The 18,984-nt window shown below is 56.4% G+C and carries 18 protein-coding genes; all 18 read right to left on the bottom strand.

The window, feature by feature from the left end:
- Positions 1-64: 64 nt before the first annotated feature.
- On the bottom strand, positions 65-1,822 hold the full coding sequence (locus tag JFT66_RS27400; RefSeq protein ID WP_233097206.1) for a DDE-type integrase/transposase/recombinase: 1,758 nt from the start codon (positions 1,820-1,822) through the stop codon (positions 65-67).
- A 1-nt stretch (position 1,823) separates the two neighbouring features.
- Positions 1,824-2,681, bottom strand: coding sequence for a TnsA endonuclease N-terminal domain-containing protein (locus JFT66_RS27395; RefSeq protein ID WP_233097205.1), 858 nt, complete (start codon positions 2,679-2,681; stop codon positions 1,824-1,826).
- A gap of 293 nt (positions 2,682-2,974) precedes the next feature.
- Complete coding sequence (gene glmS, locus JFT66_RS27390) at positions 2,975-4,807, bottom strand: glutamine--fructose-6-phosphate transaminase (isomerizing) (RefSeq protein WP_153837293.1); 1,833 nt, start codon at positions 4,805-4,807, stop codon at positions 2,975-2,977.
- A gap of 10 nt (positions 4,808-4,817) precedes the next feature.
- Positions 4,818-5,585 carry a DeoR/GlpR family DNA-binding transcription regulator gene (locus JFT66_RS27385; protein WP_034116576.1) on the bottom strand — a complete coding sequence of 256 codons (768 nt, stop codon included), beginning with the start codon at positions 5,583-5,585 and terminating at the stop codon, positions 4,818-4,820.
- A gap of 219 nt (positions 5,586-5,804) precedes the next feature.
- On the bottom strand, positions 5,805-7,172 hold the full coding sequence (gene glmU, locus JFT66_RS27380; RefSeq protein ID WP_198860500.1) for a bifunctional UDP-N-acetylglucosamine diphosphorylase/glucosamine-1-phosphate N-acetyltransferase GlmU: 1,368 nt from the start codon (positions 7,170-7,172) through the stop codon (positions 5,805-5,807).
- A gap of 123 nt (positions 7,173-7,295) precedes the next feature.
- Positions 7,296-7,712 carry a F0F1 ATP synthase subunit epsilon gene (locus JFT66_RS27375; RefSeq protein ID WP_005792601.1) on the bottom strand — a complete coding sequence of 139 codons (417 nt, stop codon included), beginning with the start codon at positions 7,710-7,712 and terminating at the stop codon, positions 7,296-7,298.
- A gap of 44 nt (positions 7,713-7,756) precedes the next feature.
- Complete coding sequence (gene atpD, locus JFT66_RS27370; RefSeq protein WP_032857187.1) at positions 7,757-9,133, bottom strand: F0F1 ATP synthase subunit beta; 1,377 nt, start codon at positions 9,131-9,133, stop codon at positions 7,757-7,759.
- A 27-nt stretch (positions 9,134-9,160) separates the two neighbouring features.
- Positions 9,161-10,021, bottom strand: a complete 861-nt coding sequence (gene atpG, locus JFT66_RS27365) for a F0F1 ATP synthase subunit gamma (RefSeq protein ID WP_005792602.1) — start codon at positions 10,019-10,021, stop codon at positions 9,161-9,163.
- A gap of 50 nt (positions 10,022-10,071) precedes the next feature.
- Complete coding sequence (gene atpA / locus JFT66_RS27360) at positions 10,072-11,616, bottom strand: F0F1 ATP synthase subunit alpha (protein ID WP_003195831.1); 1,545 nt, start codon at positions 11,614-11,616, stop codon at positions 10,072-10,074.
- A gap of 21 nt (positions 11,617-11,637) precedes the next feature.
- Positions 11,638-12,174 carry a F0F1 ATP synthase subunit delta gene (locus tag JFT66_RS27355; RefSeq protein ID WP_003195833.1) on the bottom strand — a complete coding sequence of 179 codons (537 nt, stop codon included), beginning with the start codon at positions 12,172-12,174 and terminating at the stop codon, positions 11,638-11,640.
- Positions 12,175-12,186: 12 nt separating this feature from the next.
- Positions 12,187-12,657, bottom strand: a complete 471-nt coding sequence (locus tag JFT66_RS27350) for a F0F1 ATP synthase subunit B (RefSeq protein ID WP_034116578.1) — start codon at positions 12,655-12,657, stop codon at positions 12,187-12,189.
- A 56-nt stretch (positions 12,658-12,713) separates the two neighbouring features.
- Entirely contained in the window at positions 12,714-12,971 is a 258-nt protein-coding gene (atpE, locus tag JFT66_RS27345) for a F0F1 ATP synthase subunit C (RefSeq protein ID WP_002555987.1), read from the bottom strand.
- Positions 12,972-13,104: 133 nt separating this feature from the next.
- Entirely contained in the window at positions 13,105-13,974 is an 870-nt protein-coding gene (gene atpB, locus JFT66_RS27340) for a F0F1 ATP synthase subunit A (protein WP_034116579.1), read from the bottom strand.
- 16 nt (positions 13,975-13,990) lie between these two features.
- Positions 13,991-14,398 (bottom strand): F0F1 ATP synthase subunit I, encoded by a 408-nt coding sequence (locus JFT66_RS27335; RefSeq protein WP_010565865.1) that lies wholly within the window; start codon positions 14,396-14,398, stop codon positions 13,991-13,993.
- Between the two features lie 148 nt (positions 14,399-14,546).
- The gene (locus JFT66_RS27330) at positions 14,547-15,419 is read right to left on the bottom strand and encodes a ParB/RepB/Spo0J family partition protein (RefSeq protein ID WP_016970690.1); all 873 of its coding nucleotides are present in this window, start codon (positions 15,417-15,419) and stop codon (positions 14,547-14,549) included.
- Between the two features lie 9 nt (positions 15,420-15,428).
- Positions 15,429-16,226, bottom strand: coding sequence for a ParA family protein (locus JFT66_RS27325; RefSeq protein WP_005792605.1), 798 nt, complete (start codon positions 16,224-16,226; stop codon positions 15,429-15,431).
- Positions 16,227-16,244: 18 nt separating this feature from the next.
- On the bottom strand, positions 16,245-16,889 hold the full coding sequence (gene rsmG / locus JFT66_RS27320; protein ID WP_020302581.1) for a 16S rRNA (guanine(527)-N(7))-methyltransferase RsmG: 645 nt from the start codon (positions 16,887-16,889) through the stop codon (positions 16,245-16,247).
- Positions 16,886-18,778 (bottom strand): tRNA uridine-5-carboxymethylaminomethyl(34) synthesis enzyme MnmG, encoded by a 1,893-nt coding sequence (gene mnmG, locus JFT66_RS27315; RefSeq protein WP_034116707.1) that lies wholly within the window; start codon positions 18,776-18,778, stop codon positions 16,886-16,888. The genes rsmG and mnmG overlap by 4 nt, the downstream gene beginning before the upstream one ends.
- Positions 18,779-18,984: the final 206 nt, after the last annotated feature.

Genomic DNA, 18,984 nt, shown 5'->3' with positions numbered 1-18,984 from the left:
GAATTAATCCTGCGTTGCTGCCTGCCTTGTGGGTGGCCGGATGGCCGTGGAACGGGTGGCCGGATCATCGTGGAATCAGTGGCCGGATGTTCATGGAATGGGTGGCCGGATGCCCGTGGAATCCGCAGACACCACGATGCCGAGCACGTGCAAACCAGTTCTGTTCAATAGCCCAGTCGCAGACGTAAAACATCCCCTTGAACTTAATCCCACCTTTCTGAATTGAGCCATTATCTCGAGGTAGTAAGTGCAGATAAATCAGCTCTTCCGTCTGAGTATTGGCCTCGATTCGATCATTCTTGAGCGCCCAGTCCCATATTCCCATAGGGGTTGGCTCGACCTGATCAGCAATCATCTCTTTATCGAGTCGAGCTGGCTGTCGATTCTGGCTGTTGTAGTGAAGGATTCCCTCAATGACGATCTTCGTAAATTCGGCTAGATTCAGCGTGGCATCGAGTCGGTAGTCACGCTCACCCCTCTCTAGAATTCGCTTGCGCACAGCTCCTGGAATCCAGTGAATTTGCGTCGTGGTATTCAGCACTTTGAATGAGCTTTCCACGATCGCTTTCCAATCTGGACGATAGGGAGGCGCGATACCCAAATTAATACGCAAGCCGGAGGCAAGCCCCTCAGCAGCTTGTCCAAGCATCTCACCACGATCCGCGAAAACTTCGTGCGGTAGGTGATGACAAGGCCAATCGGCATCTTCAATTTCAACGCCGTTGGCAGCACAGAACTCTACTTTTGAGGTAAACGCGTTGTAAAGCGCTTGTCGGGCACCATTCCAGCTTGGTCCCTCCAAGCCAACAAATACTCCTACGATCATTCCCGAAAAAGTATCGATAACGACGTAAACAACTGGACGGCCAATAATCCAATTTCTGTTGTAACGACTGACGAGATAGACATCTGCAATGGTGGCGTCGATTTCAAATAAATGGCCTGGCCCACGCAGGTTCTCCCGAACAGTACCGCTCAGCGGGCGATGGTCTTTTTGCCAATTGCGCTCACCACTGCGACCTCTCAGAACTGCAATGTCATCGAAAGCTTTGTTACCCCAGTAGGCAAACTGTCTGGCCGTGGGTAGCTCGCTGGCAGGAAGCAAAGGCGCATCGTCCCCTGCGTCACCCAGCATCGGTTTAATCGTATAAAAACGCCGAAGCATTTTGACGTAAGCATCTGCGATGGTCCCTACAGATCCCTTGGCAAATAATGCAAACCCAGTCTTGATACAGTTTTTATCCGTATCACTCAGTACCTTCGATTGAGTAGAGGATTTGACCCCCTGAAACATCGTCGAACGTCCCGGTTTAAGGCCGTTTGGGTAGTTTTTAGGTTTGCCTGGCCCTCCCGCGTTAACCCTATCTGGAAGCAGTGAGTTACGTACTTGCCCCCCCATCCAATATCGGTACAGCAAGCGATACAACGATTTGTTCGGCAGCCCAAGTTTGCGCGCCTGATCAGCGACCATTTGACCAAGAGCATCTGGCTGGAAAATAGCGTCTGGAGGGTCAGTGTCGACAAGCGATTGAATACGGGCCCAGTTGTTATCCCGGAATGCCTTCTCTTTATCAGAAAGGTCTCCCTCCGCCTTCAACATGTAGGTTGGAGGAGTAACCGATAAAAACTTGATATCGCCTGAGCTTAACCAGCTTTTCAGCTCAGATAGCTGCATGATCCATGGCCGCTTGGGTGAGCGTTCAATCGTCATCAGCACAGTCTGATCGCTGCGCTTATCAACCCATAGAACCCTCACTAAACCCTTCAATAGCTTGGGTTCGGTTACTGCCTCAAGGACATCATTCTTACTGAGATATGCCATATCAACCGACCTTCAGTTCGTGGCCATTATCGCTGGAGGGCCATACGACTTCGATTTGAGGCAACGAGCTCTTCATTGAAAGCCGTTCCGCTGCCAGCTCCAAGAGGATGTTTTTGTGCCAAACCAGATGCATGAACATGGCCTTGGTGTCGGTGTAGGGGATGAACAATGCGCCCGCTATATGGCGCAACACACGGTCAAGTGGCCATGGATACTCACGCACACGAGTGATCTCCTCTAGAAACGACTCGATCAGTGGACGTTGTTGAAGATGTCGTTGGAGGGTCGCTGATTTACGTAACCAGTCAAGGTTCTGGATCAGAGTGGCAGGGAGGTCTTTCTCGGTAACGATGTTCCAGTCCACCCCTTGACCGGACCAATAGGCTCGTTCGATCTCAAACTTTTCCAGGGTGCGTTCAAGTCCTTTGTCTGCCTTAAGCGACTCGGTGTATTTGAGCGTACGAGCCGCTAAGCGCGTGCTTCCATCTGGCTGCTTGATGGTCAGCAGAAAATCCGTCGTCATCACGAAAGGCACTTTGGTGCCTGGATAAACGGGATAGAGAATATTCAAAGCATGGGCAATCGACTGAACCGCCGATTGCGGAAGGATGGGAAATTGCTCCCGAATATCCACCACCTCAGAGGAAAACTCGGCTACGAGCAAATACCCGTATTCAAGATCAGACAGTAGGTGATGAAGCCGATCAACCTTTACTCCATGAACCTTGCGCGACCGACCATGTGATGGAACGTCTTGCACACGCAACCACGGCAAATAGAGCTCGTGACTTCCTTGCCCAAAGCCTTTTTCGATATGCCGATCAATATCGGACTGCGTCTTGAAGCTACGACCACGCAAGCCAACCTCCCATGCCTTCTGCGGCCTCCACATATCCTCAAAAATGGAATGTGCACAAAAAGTCCTAGGAAAATATCAGCGCTGTGAATAAGTCTAAGTCCTGTAACAGACTACGCCTCTAGCAAGATCACAACCCAAAATCGGACATACGGTGGAGGACATAAAAAAGAAAAAGCCCCTGAAATCAGGGGCTTTAGGCATTGTGTCAAAATATCTTGTCTGGTGTCAGAATATTTTGTCTAGTGTCAAAATATTTTGTCAAAAACCACCCTTTTTCGATACGCCAGTAAGCCTTACTCCACCGTCACCGACTTCGCCAGGTTACGCGGCTGGTCAACGTCGGTGCCCTTGAGCACCGCAACGTAGTACGACAGCAATTGCAGCGGGATGGTGTAGAGGATCGGCGACAGCGTGTCGTGGATGTGCGGCATGTTGATCACGTGAGTGCCCTCGCCATTGGTCATACCCGCCTTCTCATCTGCGAAGACGATCAGTTGGCCACCACGGGCGCGTACTTCCTGCAGGTTGGACTTGAGCTTCTCCAGCAGTTCGTTGTTTGGCGCGACGGTGACCACCGGCATATCGTCATCCACCAGGGCCAATGGGCCGTGCTTCAGCTCGCCGGCCGGGTAGGCTTCGGCGTGGATGTACGAGATTTCCTTGAGTTTCAGCGAGCCTTCCATTGCTACCGGGTATTGCGCGCCACGGCCAAGGAACAGAGTGTGGTTCTTGTCGGCGAACAGCTCGGCGATTTTTTCCACGGTGCTGTCCATGGCCAAGGCTTCGCCCAGGCGGGCCGGCAGGCGGCGCAGTTCTTCCACCAGGGTGGCTTCGACACCTTCGGCGAGGGTGCCGCGCACTTGGCCCAAGGACAGGGTCAGCAGCAACAGGCCTACCAGTTGGGTGGTGAAGGCTTTGGTGGAGGCCACGCCGATTTCGCGACCAGCCTGGGTCAACAGAGTCAGGTCGGATTCACGCACCAGGGAGCTGATGCTGACGTTGCAGATCGCCAGGCTGCCGAGGAAGCCCAGCTCTTTGGCGTTGCGCAGAGCGGCCAGGGTGTCGGCGGTTTCGCCGGACTGGGAGATAGTCACGAACAGAGTGTCGGGCTGCACCACCACTTTGCGGTAGCGGAATTCACTGGCGACTTCGACCTGGCATGGAATACCGGCCAGTTCTTCCAACCAGTAACGAGCGACCATACCGGCGTGGTAGCTGGTACCACAGGCCACGATCTGCACATTGCGCACTTTGGCGAACAATTCGGCGGCTTGCGGGCCAAAGGCGTTGACCAGCACCTGGTTCTGGCTCAGGCGACCTTCCAGGGTGCGTTGCACCACGGATGGCTGCTCGTGGATTTCCTTGAGCATGAAGTGGCGGAACTCGCCTTTGTCAGCGGCTTCGGCGCCATCGCGGTATTGCACAGCTTCACGCTCGACCGACTGCCCGTTAACGTCCCAGATCTGCACGCTTTCACGGCGGATGTCGGCAATATCGCCTTCTTCCAGGTACATGAAGCGGTCAGTGACCTGGCGCAGCGCCAGTTGGTCGGAGGCAAGGAAGTTCTCGCCCAGGCCCAGGCCGATCACCAGCGGGCTACCGCTACGGGCGGCCACTACGCGGTCAGGCTGGCTGGCGCTGATCACTGCCAGGCCGTAAGCGCCATGCAGTTCCTTGACCGTGGCCTTGAGGGCCGTGGTCAGGTCGCTGTGGTCCTTGAGCTTGTGGTTGAGCAGGTGGGCGATGACTTCGGTGTCGGTGTCCGAGGTAAATACGTAGCCCAGGCCCTTGAGTTGTTCACGCAGGACTTCATGGTTTTCGATGATGCCGTTGTGCACCACGGCCAGGTCACCCGAGAAGTGCGGGTGGGCGTTACGCTCGCACGGCGCACCGTGGGTGGCCCAACGCGTGTGGGCAATGCCCAGGCGACCCACCAGCGGCTCGCCAGCCAGGGCCTGGTCCAACTCGCTGACCTTGCCCGGGCGGCGCATGCGCTCCAGCTTGCCGGCATTGGTGAAAACCGCCACGCCGGCGCTGTCATAGCCGCGGTATTCAAGGCGCTTGAGGCCCTCGATCAGGATGGCAGTAACGTTACGTTCGGCGACTGCGCCAACAATTCCACACATTGTGTTTCTCCTAGATGACGGCCGCGCATATCAGCGTAATGCCGCGGGCTTGGATCTGGTCGCGGGCCTCAAGCGGCAGGCGATCATCGGTAATAAGGGTATGGACGCTGCTCCAGGGCAGTTCCAGGTTGGGAATCTTGCGGCCGATCTTGTCGGACTCGACCATCACCACCACTTCACGGGCGACCTCGGCCATGACGCGGCTCAGGCCCAGCAATTCGTTGAAGGTGGTGGTACCGCGCTGCAAATCGATGCCGTCGGCGCCGATGAACAACTGATCAAAATCGTAGGAGCGCAGCACATGCTCGGCGACCTGGCCTTGGAACGAGTCCGAATGCGGGTCCCAGGTGCCGCCAGTCATCAACAGCACCGGTTCGTGCTCCAGTTCGCTCAAGGCGCGGGCCACGTTCAGGGAGTTGGTCATCACCACCAGGCCGGGCTGATGGCCCAGTTCGGGGATCATGGCGGCGGTGGTGCTGCCGCTGTCGATAATGATGCGCGCGTGTTCACGCAACCGCACCACGGCCGCACGGGCGATGGCGCGCTTGTAGGCCGAGATGGGTTGGGCAGCATCGCCCACCAGCTCTTGGGGCATGGTGATAGCGCCACCGTAGCGACGCAGGAGCAGGCCGTTACTTTCGAGTGCGGCCAGATCCTTGCGGATGGTTACTTCCGAAGTTTCGAAACGCTTAGCCAATTCATCCACACTGACTTCGCCCTGTTCATTGAGCAAGGTCAGGATGTTGTGGCGTCGTTGGGGTGTATTTCGTTTCGACATGGTGATGATAAGTTTCGTTTCGAAAGATAACGAAGGCAATCAAAACCTATTGGCGAAAGATCGTCAAGTGACATTTTTGGAAATAGCGCACACAAATGTGGGAGGAGGCTTGCTCCCGATGGCGGTGTGTCAGCCAATGCATATGTGACTGAACCACCGCTATCGGGAGCAAGCCCCCTCCCACGTTGGAATTTTGTTGCTGGTGAGATTTTGGATAACTCAGGTTTTCTTGATTTTGACCGGGCGCTTCCAACCGTCGATGTTGCGTTGACGGGCGCGGGCTACGGCCAGCTGGGACTTATCCACATCCTGGTTGATGGTAGAACCTGCTGCTGTGTTTGAACCATCACCGATGGAAACCGGTGCAATCAGCGAGTTGTTGGAGCCGATAAACACGTCCTCACCAATCGTCGTCTGGTATTTGTTGGCGCCGTCGTAGTTACAGGTAATTGCACCCGCGCCAATGTTGCTGCGAGCACCGATCACCGCATCACCGAGGTAAGCCAAGTGGCCTGCCTTGGCATCGTCGCCCATACGCGCATTTTTCAGCTCGACGAAATTACCAACATGCGCTCTGGCGCCCATCACAGTACCGGGACGCAAGCGTGCGAATGGGCCGGCGTCACTGCCCTCGCCCATCACGGCGCCATCGATATGGCTGTTGGCCTTGATCACCACGCCTTGGCGCAAGGTACTGTCCTTGATCACGCAGTTAGGGCCAATGACCACGTCGTCTTCAATGATCACGCGACCTTCAAGGATCACGTTGATATCGATCAGCACGTCGCGCCCTACAGTCACTTCGCCACGCACATCAAAACGCGCCGGGTCTCGCAGGGTCACACCCTGGGCCATCAGACGCAGACCTTCGCGCAGTTGGTAGTGACGCTCCAGTTCGGCAAGCTGCTTGCGGTCGTTGGCGCCCTGCACTTCCATTGGGTCGTGGGGCTGTTCGGTGGCGACCAGCAGGCCATCGCTAACAGCCATTTCGATCACATCGGTGAGGTAGTACTCACCTTGGGCATTGTTGTTGGACAGGCGGCTCATCCAGTCGCCAAGCTTATCGGCAGGCACGGCGAGAATGCCGGTGTTGCCTTCAGTAATGGCGCGCTGGGCTTCGCTGGCATCCTTGTGCTCGACGATCGCGGCGACCTTGCCGTCGGCATTACGCACGATACGGCCATATCCGGTGGGGTCGTCCAATTCAACGGTGAGCAGGCCCATCTGGCCGGGCACTACGTGCTTGAGCAGGCGCTGCAGGGTTTCCACTTCAATCAGCGGTACATCGCCGTAGAGGATCAGCACCGTGTCGGCGGTGATGAAGGGCACGGCTTGCGCGGTGGCATGGCCGGTGCCCAGTTGCTTGTCTTGCAATACGAAATTCAAATCGTCCGCAGCCAAACGCTCACGTACTACGTCAGCACCGTGGCCGATTACCACGTGAATACGTTGCGGATCCAACTGCCGGGCGCTGTGGATAACATGGCCCAGCATGGAGTTTCCCGCGACAGGGTGCAGCACCTTGGGCAGAGCGGAACGCATGCGGGTGCCCTGGCCTGCGGCGAGAATGACGATTTCAAGAGACATGAATGGCTACCAATCCTGGGCGGTCCGGGTTCAGACCAGAGAAGTGTTTTGCAAAAAAAGAAAAAGGGTAGCCGAGGCTACCCTTTTTAATCAATCACACAGAAAGCATCACGGCGGGGCCGCTTACTTCTTGCGGATCTGCTGGAGCGTGCGCAGCTGAGCTGCAGCCTCGGCCAGACGTACTGCAGCAGCGCTGTAGTCGAAGTCTGCACCTTTTTCGTTCAGGGCCTTCTCGGCAGCCTTGACGGCTTCCTGAGCGGAGGCTTCATCCAGGTCGCCAGCACGTTGCACGGTGTCGGCAAGTACCTTGACCATGTTCGGCTGAACCTCGAGGAAACCACCGGAGATGTAGAACACCTCCTTTTCCCCGCCTTGCTTGGTCAGAGTGATCGGACCTGGTTTCAAGCTGGTAATCAGCGGAGCGTGACCCATGGCGATACCAAGATCACCCAAGTCACCGTGCGCTGTTACAAACTCGACCAGACCGGAGAAAATTTCCCCTTCCGCGCTGACGATATCGCAATGGACTGTCATAGCCATCTGATTGCCTCAACCTGATGAGCGCCCGTTGCCGGGCGCCTGGATTACAGTTTCTTGGCTTTCTCGATCGCTTCTTCGATGCCGCCGACCATGTAGAACGCTTGTTCTGGCAGGTGGTCGTAGTCACCGTTGAGGATGCCTTTGAAGCCAGCAATGGTGTCTTTCAGGGAAACGTACTTACCCGAGGCACCGGTGAAGACTTCAGCCACGAAGAACGGCTGCGACAAGAAACGCTGGATCTTACGAGCACGGTTTACCAACTGCTTGTCGGCTTCCGACAGCTCGTCCATACCCAGGATCGCAATGATGTCCTTCAGTTCTTTGTAGCGCTGCAGCACGTACTGAACGCCGCGAGCGGTGTCGTAGTGCTCCTGGCCGATCACGTTCGGGTCCAGTTGGCGCGAAGTCGAGTCGAGTGGATCGACCGCTGGGTAGATACCCAGGGAAGCGATGTCACGGGACAGAACGACGGTGGCGTCCAAGTGGGCGAAGGTGGTAGCTGGCGACGGGTCGGTCAAGTCATCCGCAGGTACGTATACCGCTTGGATCGAAGTGATCGAACCTTCCTTGGTCGAAGTGATACGTTCTTGCAGAACGCCCATCTCTTCAGCCAGGGTCGGCTGGTAACCTACTGCCGAAGGCATACGGCCCAGCAGTGCGGATACTTCAGTACCGGCCAGGGTGTAACGGTAGATGTTGTCGACGAACAGCAGAACGTCGTTACCTTCGTCACGGAACTTCTCGGCCATGGTCAGGCCAGTCAGTGCTACGCGCAGACGGTTTCCCGGCGGCTCGTTCATCTGACCGTAAACCAGTGCCACTTTGTCCAGAACGTTGGAGTCCTTCATCTCGTGGTAGAAGTCGTTACCCTCACGAGTACGCTCACCCACACCGGCGAACACGGAATAACCGCTGTGCTCGATGGCGATGTTACGGATCAGTTCCATCATGTTTACGGTCTTGCCTACACCGGCACCACCGAACAGACCGACTTTACCGCCCTTGGCGAACGGGCAAACCAGGTCGATAACCTTGATGCCGGTTTCCAGCAGGTCGTTGCCGCCAGCTTGCTCAGCGAACGATGGTGCTGGACGGTGAATGCCCCAGCGCTCTTCGGTGGCAATCGGGCCAGCTTCGTCGATCGGGTTGCCCAGTACGTCCATGATCCGGCCCAGGGTCGCTTTACCGACCGGTACGGAGATGGCAGCGCCAGTGTCGACAACGTCCAGACCGCGCTTCAAGCCTTCGGTGGAACCCATCGCAATGGTACGAACTACGCCGTCGCCCAGCTGCTGCTGAACTTCCAGGGTAGTTTCCGCGCCTTGTACTTTCAGCGCGTTGTAGATGCTCGGTACGCTGTCGCGTGGAAATTCCACGTCGATAACGGCGCCGATGATTTGAACGATACGTCCGCTACTCATAGCTGGATCCTCTGAATATTTGAACCGTTAAACCGCGGCAGCGCCGCCGACGATTTCCGAGATCTCTTGGGTGATCGCAGCCTGACGCGCCTTGTTGTAGATCAGCTGCAAATCGCTGATCAGATCACCGGCGTTATCGGTAGCGTTTTTCATCGCGATCATCCGCGCCGCTTGTTCAGCTGCGTTGTTCTCGACCACCGCCTGGTACACCTGCGACTCCACGTAGCGCACCATCAAGCCGTCAAGCAGCTCTTTGGCGTCTGGTTCGTAGAGGTAGTCCCAGTGGTGCTTGAGTTCCTGATCCGGAGTCGCCACCAGTGGAATCAATTGCTCCACGGTTGGCTGCTGGGTCATGGTGTTGATGAACTTGTTGGATACCACGGACAGGCGGTCAATACGGCCTTCCAGGTACGCATCCAGCATCACCTTCACACTGCCGATCAAATCATTGATCGACGGCTCTTCACCCAGGTGGCTGATAGCTGCAACGACGTTACCGCCGAAGTTACGGAAAAAGGCCGCACCCTTGCTACCAACAACACACAGATCGATCTCGACGCCGTTTTCGCGGTTTACCGCCATGTCCTTGACCAGGGCCTTGAACAGGTTGGTATTCAAACCACCGCACAAACCACGGTCACTGCTCACTACCACATAACCTGCACGCTTGACGGCGCGCTCGATCATGAACGGGTGGCGGTATTCCGGGTTGGCGTTGGCCAGATGCCCAATTACCTGGCGGATACGCTCCGCATAAGGACGGCTAGCAGCCATGCGCATTTGTGCCTTGCGCATTTTGCTGACCGCCACTTTTTCCATGGCGCTGGTAATTTTTTGCGTGCTTTTGATGCTCGCAATCTTACTGCGAATCTCTTTTGCGCCTGCCATGTAACACCTATCAGGTTAGCAAGCGGGAGCCTTGCGGCTCCCGCTGCGGCTTACCAGGTTTGGGTGGCCTTGAACTTCTCGATACCGGCTTTCATGCCAGCGTCGATATCGTCATTGAAGTCACCCTTCACGTTGATCTTCGCCATCAATTCGGCGTGATCGCGGTTGAAGTAAGCAATCAGCGCTTGTTCAAAGCTGCCGACCTTGGCGATTTCAACGTCGGTCAGGAACCCACGCTCAGCGGCATACAGCGACAACGCCATGTCAGCGATCGACATTGGGGCGTATTGCTTCTGCTTCATCAGCTCGGTAACGCGCTGACCATGCTCAAGTTGCTTACGGGTCGCTTCGTCCAGGTCAGAAGCGAACTGGGCGAATGCCGCCAGTTCACGGTACTGAGCCAGAGCGGTACGGATACCACCGGAGAGCTTCTTGATGATCTTGGTCTGAGCGGCACCACCCACACGGGATACCGAAACACCGGCGTTCACTGCAGGACGGATCCCGGAGTTGAACATGGCCGATTCCAGGAAGATCTGACCGTCAGTGATGGAAATCACGTTGGTCGGAACGAACGCAGAAACGTCGCCAGCCTGGGTTTCGATGATCGGCAGTGCGGTCAGGGAACCGGTTTTGCCGGTCACTGCGCCGTTGGTGAACTTCTCTACGTACTCTTCCGAAACGCGGGATGCGCGCTCCAGCAGACGGGAGTGGAGATAGAACACGTCGCCTGGGTAAGCTTCACGGCCTGGTGGACGGCGCAGCAGCAGGGAAATCTGGCGGTAAGCCACTGCTTGCTTGGACAGATCGTCATAAACGATCAGCGCGTCTTCACCGCGGTCGCGGAAGAATTCACCCATGGTGCAACCGGAGTACGGTGCCAGGAACTGCAGCGCAGGAGATTCCGAAGCACTGGCAGCCACGATGATCGTGTTGGCCAGGGCGCCGTTTTCTTCCAGCTTGCGAACCACGTTGGCGATGGTCGATTGTTTCTGACCGATAGCTACGTAGACGCAGAAAATGCCGCTGTCTTTCTGGTTGATGATCGCGTCGATCGCCAGGGCGGTTTTACCGATCTGACGGTCACCGATGATCAGCTCACGCTGGCCACGGCCGACTGGGATCATGGCATCGACAGCCTTGTAGCCAGTCTGTACAGGCTGATCTACCGACTTACGCCAGATCACGCCTGGAGCAACTTTCTCGACCGCGTCGGTCTCGGTGTTGCCCAGTGGACCTTTGCCGTCAACAGGGTTACCCAGTGCGTCGACTACGCGACCCAGCAGTTCCTTACCAACTGGAACCTCCAGGATGCGGCCGGTGCACTTGGCGCTCATGCCTTCAGCCAGACTGGTGTACGCGCCCAATACAACGGCACCTACGGAGTCTTGCTCCAGGTTGAGGGCCATACCGTAGACGCCGCCCGGAAACTCGATCATCTCGCCGTACATAACGTCGGCCAGACCGTGAATCCGCACGATGCCGTCAGATACGCTGACGACAGTGCCTTCGTTACGGGCTTGGGAGGTCACATCGAGCTTGTCGATGCGGCCCTTGATAATTTCACTTATTTCGGAAGGATTGAGTTGCTGCATTGCTCTGCTGCCCCTTCAAACTCAAGATTTCAATGCTTCGGCAAGTTTCGCGATTTTGCCGCGAATCGAGCCATCGATAACCAGGTCGCCGGCACGGATAACGACACCACCAATCAGGGATGCGTCCTCCGAAGCTTGCAGGCGCACTTCCCGATTGAGTCGTGCACTGAGAACCTTGGCGAGTTTGTCTTGCTGTTCTTGGTTCAATGCAAAAGCACTGGTCACTTCAACGTCTACCGATTTCTCTGCTTCGGCCTTGTACAGGTCGAACAGAGCGGCGATCTCCGGCAATAGCGGGAGACGGTCGTTTTCGGCAATGACGTGGATGAAGTTCTGCACTTTCACATCAAACTTGTCGCCGCACACTTCAATAAAAGTGGCGGCCTTGTCTGCGCTCGTCAGGCGCGGGGCCTTGAGCACGCGCTGCATGGTGTCGTCTTGCGACACTGCTGCAGCCAGGCCGAGCATGGCTGACCAAGAGGCCAGCTGCTGGTGGGCCTGGGCGTGCTCGAAGGCTGCCTTAGCGTAAGGTCGGGCCAACGTGGTCAGTTCTGCCATGATCGCCCTCGCTTAAATTTCAGCAGCCAGTTTGTCAACCAGCTCCGCGTGCGCGTTTTGATCGATTGTGGCACCGAGGATCTTCTCAGCACCGCCGACCGCCAGAGCACCCAGTTGGGCACGCAGCGCGTCTTTGACGCCGTTCAGTTCCTGTTCGATCTCGGCATGAGCCGAAGCCTTCACACGGTCAGCTTCGACGCGGGCTTTTTCAACAGCCTCTTCGACGATCTGGTTACCGCGTTTCTTGGCTTGCTCAATGATTTCAGCTGCCTGTGCTTTAGCTTCGCGCAGTTGCTGACCCACTTTCTCGTGGGCCAACTCCAGGTCGCGAGCTGCACGGCTGGCAGCGTCCAAACCATCCGCGATCTTCTTCTGACGTTCGTGCAAAGCCGCGATGACCGGAGGCCACACGAACTTCATGCAAAACACTACAAAAATGAAGAACGCAACGGATTGGCCAATCAGGGTTGCATTAATGTTCACGCCAACACCTCGCTCATTCGTTGTCCATCACCCCAATCACTCGAAAATTCGAGTGATTAGCCAGCGAGTTGACCAACGAAGGGGTTCGCGAAGGTGAAGAACAGTGCGATACCAACGCCGATCATGGTCACGGCGTCGAGCAGGCCGGCGACGATGAACATTTTAACTTGCAGCATTGGGACCATTTCTGGCTGACGCGCTGCGCCTTCCAGGAATTTGCCGCCCAGCAGGCCGAAACCAATGGCAGTACCCAGGGCGCCCAGGCCGATCAACAGTGCAACAGCGATAGCGGTTAGACCAACTACAGTTTCCATCTTTCCTCCCGACTTTTACGTCGTATGGTTTAGGTTTTTTAGATTTTAAAGCGGTAAAACAAATCGTTTCATAGCCCTGGTGGGCCACCTTCCCGTTTGACCGGGAAGGACATCAGACTAGTCGAGACTGGTCTTAATGGTTCTCTTCGTGCGCCATCGACAGGTAGACGATGGTCAGCATCATGAAGATGAAGGCCTGCAGGGTAATAATCAGGATGTGGAACACAGCCCACGCCCACTGCAGAACTACGCCCAGGCCGCTAAGCCAGAGCAGGCCGCTGCCGAACATCACAGCGATCAGAATGAACACCAGCTCGCCGGCATACATGTTGCCGAACAGTCGCAAGGCCAGGGAAATCGGCTTGGCGATCAGGGTGACGAATTCCAGCAGGAAGTTCACCGGGATCAGCAGGGCTTGAACGAAGATGTTCTTGCTGCCGAACGGGTGCAGGGTCAGTTCGCCGATGAAGCCGCCGATGCCCTTGACCTTGATGCTGTAGAAAATGATCAACGCGAACACCGACAGGGCCATGCCCAGGGTGGCGTTAGGGTCAGTGGTCGATACGGCACGGAATGGAATGTGCGGATCGCCAGAGATCGCCATGGCCAACTGAGGAATCCAGTCCACCGGAATCAAGTCGATGGCGTTCATCAGGAACACCCAGACGAAGATGGTCAGTGCCAGCGGTGCAATCACCGGGCTACGGCCATGGAAGCTGTCTTTCACGCTGCCATCGACGAATTCGACCAATACTTCAACGAAGTTCTGCAAAGCACCTGGCTGACCGGAAGTCGCCTTCTTTGCCGCCATGCGGAAAATCAGGACGAAGATCAGGCCCAATGCGACCGACCAACCCAGAGTATCCAGGTGGAAAGCCCAGAAACCCATTTCTTTGGCTTCTGCTGCGGTGTGGGCAAAGCCCCAGCCGCCATTAGGAAGCTGACCGAAGGTCAGGTTCTGCAAGTGGTGCTGGATATAGCCCGAAGCGGTTGTTTCTGCCATGGTTGCCTCAAACGCCCTAAGGTTTCGAAAGTCTTGTTTTCATTAGCAGGGGAGCGAACCAGCTGACCAGTTGGGTCAACACGAAGACGCCGAATACAGCTAGCGGCGCCAATGGCTTCACACCTGCAAAGGTCAGTGCAAACAGCACTGCCGTCAAAATCAGTTTCCCCGCCTCGCCGGCATAAAAAGACCGGACGATAGCCTGGGCTGCTCGGGCGCCGGAAAACCGAAAGGCCCTGTGAGCAAAATACATATTGGGCAGCAAGGCTATCAGGCCTCCGCAGAGTCCTGAATATCCGGCTACGACTCCATGCCAATACCAAAGCGCCAATGCGGCGATCAGCAGAATGACAAATTGAGCCAATAAAACCGGGAAAACAGCCAAGCGATGGAACGGCAACGTGTTTGGCGTGCGGGTTTCCATCACTCTTGCTCCTCAATGGTCGGCTGCCGGAAATCAATAACTTGGCATAATTTGTGCCGACAAAATGCGCGCAGAGTATAGGGGCGGTTCTGCCCCTATTCAACTGTCGGGTAGTGATTTCCGATCACACGCTACATGAGTAAATGTTTCAGCGGATGTGGGCAAGGACGCCCTGAAGCTCATCGAGAGAGTTATATCCGATGACCAATTGCCCTTTGCCCTTCTTGCCGTGGCGAATTTGCACCGCAGAGCCCAGGCGCTCGGCCAGGCGCTGCTCAAGTCGTGCGATATCCGGATCAGGTTTGGCCGTTTCGACCGGTGCAGGTTTGCCGCTGAGCCACTGGCGAACCAGCGCCTCGGTCTGACGCACAGTAAGACCTCGTGCGACAACGTGTCGCGCCCCTTCAACCTGTTGATTTTCCGGCAAACCGAGCAAAGCACGGGCGTGGCCCATTTCCAGGTCGCCGTGGGACAGCATGGTCTTGATGACTTCGGGCAGCGCGATCAGGCGCAGCAAGTTGGACACGGTGACGCGGGATTTACCCACCGCCTCGGCCACCTGTTGCTGGGTCAGCTGAAATTCCTGCTGCAAACGCTGCAACGCGATCGCTTCTTCGATCGGGTTGAGATCCTCACGCTGGATGTTCTCGATCAACGCCATGGCGATGGCAGTTTCATCCGGCACATCACGCACCATCGCCGGGATGGTTTCCTTGCCAGCCTGTTGGCTGGCGCGCCAGCGACGCTCACCGGCGATGATCTCAAAGCGGCCACCGCCAATCGGGCGCACCACGATGGGCTGCATCACGCCCTGGGCCTTGATCGAGTTGGCCAGTTCTTCCAGCGCCTGGGGATCCATATCCCGGCGTGGCTGGTATTTGCCGCGCTGGATCAAGTCCAGGGGCAAGTGCTGCAGCTCGCGCTCGTCGGCCTGCACCGCTTGTTCTTCAAGCGATGTGACGGTCGGACCACTCAGCAGTGCATCCAGTCCACGTCCGAGACCTCGTTTCTTGACGGCCATGGGGATTCCTTAAGTTGGCTGGGCTGCAGCGGTGCGTGAATTGCGGCGTTGACGGCGAACCATCTCGCCGGCCAATGCCAGGTAGGCAATGGCACCACGCGAAGATTTGTCGTACGCCAACGCCGGCATGCCATAGCTTGGCGCTTCGGCCAGGCGGATGTTGCGGGGAATCACGGTGTCGTACAACTGGTCGCCAAAGTGTTCCTTGAGCTGCGCCGACACATCGTTCATCAGGCTCAGGCGCGGGTCATACATGGTCCGCAGCAAGCCTTCGACTTTGAGGTTAGGGTTGAGCAACTCGGCAATACGCTTGATGTTATCCACAAGGTCGCTCAAGCCTTCAAGGGCGAAGTACTCGCACTGCATGGGAATAATCACCCCATCGGCAGCAACCAGCGCGTTAAGCGTGAGCATCGACAGCGACGGTGGGCAGTCGATCAAAATGTAGTCGTAATTCTCACGAATAGGTGCCAGGGCGCTGCGCAGACGGCTTTCTTTCATCTGCATTTCCAGCAGCACCACTTCCGCCGCAGTCAAATCGCGGTTGGCCGGCAGCAGTTGGTAACCGCCGTGCTCGGAATAGTGCATGGCCTGAGCCAGGTCGCATTCGCCAATCAGCAAATCGTAGACTGAGTTTTCCAGCCCGTGTTTATCCACACCGCTCCCCATGGTGGCGTTGCCCTGTGGATCGAGATCGATCAACAGCACCCGACGCTTGGTGGCGACCAGGGATGCTGCGAGGTTGATACAGGTGGTGGTTTTACCCACGCCACCTTTCTGGTTCGCTATCGCGAATACCTTAGCCATTCTTGCTTGTGTTCCCAATCATGCCGTGCGGCGCAGTATCAGCAGATGGCGTTGGCCTTGGCAACCGGGTACGGCCAAGGCGTGTTCGCTATCGAGGTGGAAGTCTGCCGGCAATGCTAACAGCTCGTCGCTTGGATGGACGCCCTTCATTGCCAGCCAGCGGGTGTCGCGGTCGCCCAGATGACGGGTCCAGTTGCTGAAGTTCTCCATGCTGCTGAACGCCCGGGACACAATGCCGTTGAAAGGCTGCTCAGGCGTGAAGGCTTCGACGCGACTGTGGATAACTTGCAGGTTATCCAGCTTGAGTTCAAGTTTGACCTGGGTCAGGAAGCGGGTCTTCTTGCCGTTGCTGTCCAGGCACGTCACTTGAGACTCGGGAAACAGGATCGCCAGTGGGATGCCAGGCATCCCGCCGCCACTGCCTACGTCGAGCCAGCGACCGTTTTCGATAAACGGCATCACGCTGAGGCTGTCGAGCAAATGACGCGACACCATCTCGTCCGGATCACGCACGGCGGTCAGGTTGTAAGCCTTGTTCCATTTGATCAACAGGGCCAGATAGCCCAGCAGTAGCTCATGCTGGGCTTCGGTCAGGGCCACGCCCAGTTGGCGCGCTCCTGTGGATAACTCTTCGGCGTGTTGCGAGGTGACCAACGAACTCAAGCGCTTTGCTCCAACTGACGGCCCGCGCCGCGTTTTTTCAAATGAATCATCAACAGCGAAATGGCTGCCGGGGTAACGCCCGGGATACGTGAAGCCTGGCCGAGCGTTTCCGGCCGAGTTATACCCAGCTTGCTTTGAATCTCTTTCGACAACCCGGAAATCCCGGTGTAGTCGATATCCACAGGCAGCTTGGTGTTTTCACTGGCGCGCAGACGGGCGATTTCGTCCTGCTGACGGTCAATATAACCGGCATATTTGGTCTTGATTTCGACCTGCTCGGCGACCTGTGGATCTTCTGCGCCGCCGCCGGTTACCGAGACCAGGCCAGCGTAGTCGATTTCCGGACGAGACAGCAGGTTCAGCAGGTTGTACTCGTGAGTCAGCGGCGTGCCGAATTTTTCGGCAATCGCGTCGCCCTGCTCGGTGCCAGGGCGAACCCAGGTACTTTTCAGCCGTTGCTCTTCCAGATCGATGCTTTCGCGTTTTTTGCAGAAGGCTTCCCAACGCGCATCGTCGACCAGGCCCAGTTCGCGACCTTTTTCGGTCAGACGCAGGTCGGCGTTGTCTTCGCGCAGGATCAGGCGATATTCGGCCCGGGACGTGAACATCCGGTACGGTTCCTGGGTCCCCAGGGTAATCAGGTCATCAACCAAAACGCCGATGTACGCTTCATCGCGACGCGGGCACCAGCTGTCTTTGCCTTGTGCACGCAATGCGGCATTGGTCCCGGCCAGCAAACCCTGGGCGCCGGCTTCTTCGTAACCGGTGGTGCCATTGATTTGGCCAGCAAAGAACAAGCCGCCGATCACTTTGGTTTCCAGGCTGTATTTCAAGTCTCGTGGATCGAAGTAGTCGTACTCGATGGCGTAGCCGGGCCGCACGATGTGGGCATTTTCCATACCGCGAATGGACTGCACGATCTGGATTTGCACGTCGAACGGCAAGGAAGTGGAGATCCCGTTCGGGTACAGCTCGTGCGTGGTCAAGCCTTCGGGCTCGATGAAGACCTGGTGGCTTTCCTTGTCGGCAAAGCGGTGGATCTTGTCTTCGATCGACGGGCAATAACGCGGGCCAATGCCTTCGATCACACCGGAATACATCGGCGAACGATCAAGGTTTGCAGCAATGATTTCGTGGGTACGGGCGTTGGTGTGGGTAATCCAGCAGCTGACCTGTTTCGGATGCTGCTCCTTGGAACCCATGAACGACATGACTGGAATCGGTGTGTCGCCTGCCTGCTCGGTCATCACCGAAAAATCTACAGAACGCCCATCGATACGCGGCGGGGTCCCGGTTTTCAAGCGACCAACCCGCAGCGGCAATTCACGCAGGCGTTTTGCCAGGGCAATCGACGGTGGATCACCGGCGCGGCCACCGGAATAGTTCTGCATGCCGATGTGGATAAGTCCGCCGAGGAAGGTACCGGTGGTCAACACCACGGATTCTGCGAAGAAACGCAGGCCCATTTGCGTGACAACACCGCGGACCTGGTCCTGTTCGACGATGAGGTCATCAGCGGCTTGCTGGAATATCCACAGGTTCGGCTGGTTCTCCAGGGTTTCGCGCACTGCAGCCTTGTACAGAATTCGGTCTGCTTGTGCTCGAGTTGCGCGTACGGCCGGGCCTTTGCGGCTGTTCAACACACGGAACTGAATACCACCTTTGTCGGTGGCCATTGCCATTACGCCGCCAAGGGCGTCGATTTCCTTGACCAGATGGCTTTTGCCAATCCCGCCAATAGCGGGGTTGCAACTCATGGCACCGAGGGTTTCCACGTTGTGCGTGAGCAACAGGGTTTTTACGCCCATGCGTGCTGACGCCAGTGCTGCCTCGGTACCGGCATGACCGCCGCCGATGACGATCACTTCAAAACGGGAAGGGAAATCCACCACGCACCTCGTGCCTGCTTATGTAGGTAATCAGGAATTGTTTGTTGAAAGAGTTTTAGAGCTTTGGCGGCAAGTATAGGGACTTAGCCCTTCCTAAAGAACCCTTTGCACAAAATTTAACCAGCTGTGGATGAATCACGGACAATAGAAATTAAAAGAGAGAAATTTATTAAATCTTTGTTTTTATGTTTATTTATACTGAGCCA

The organism is Pseudomonas sp. MF6755 (genome assembly GCF_016405635.1).
Classification (GTDB): Bacteria; Pseudomonadota; Gammaproteobacteria; order Pseudomonadales; family Pseudomonadaceae; genus Aquipseudomonas; species Aquipseudomonas haemolytica.
This window is presented reverse-complemented; position numbering and strand designations above follow the sequence as displayed.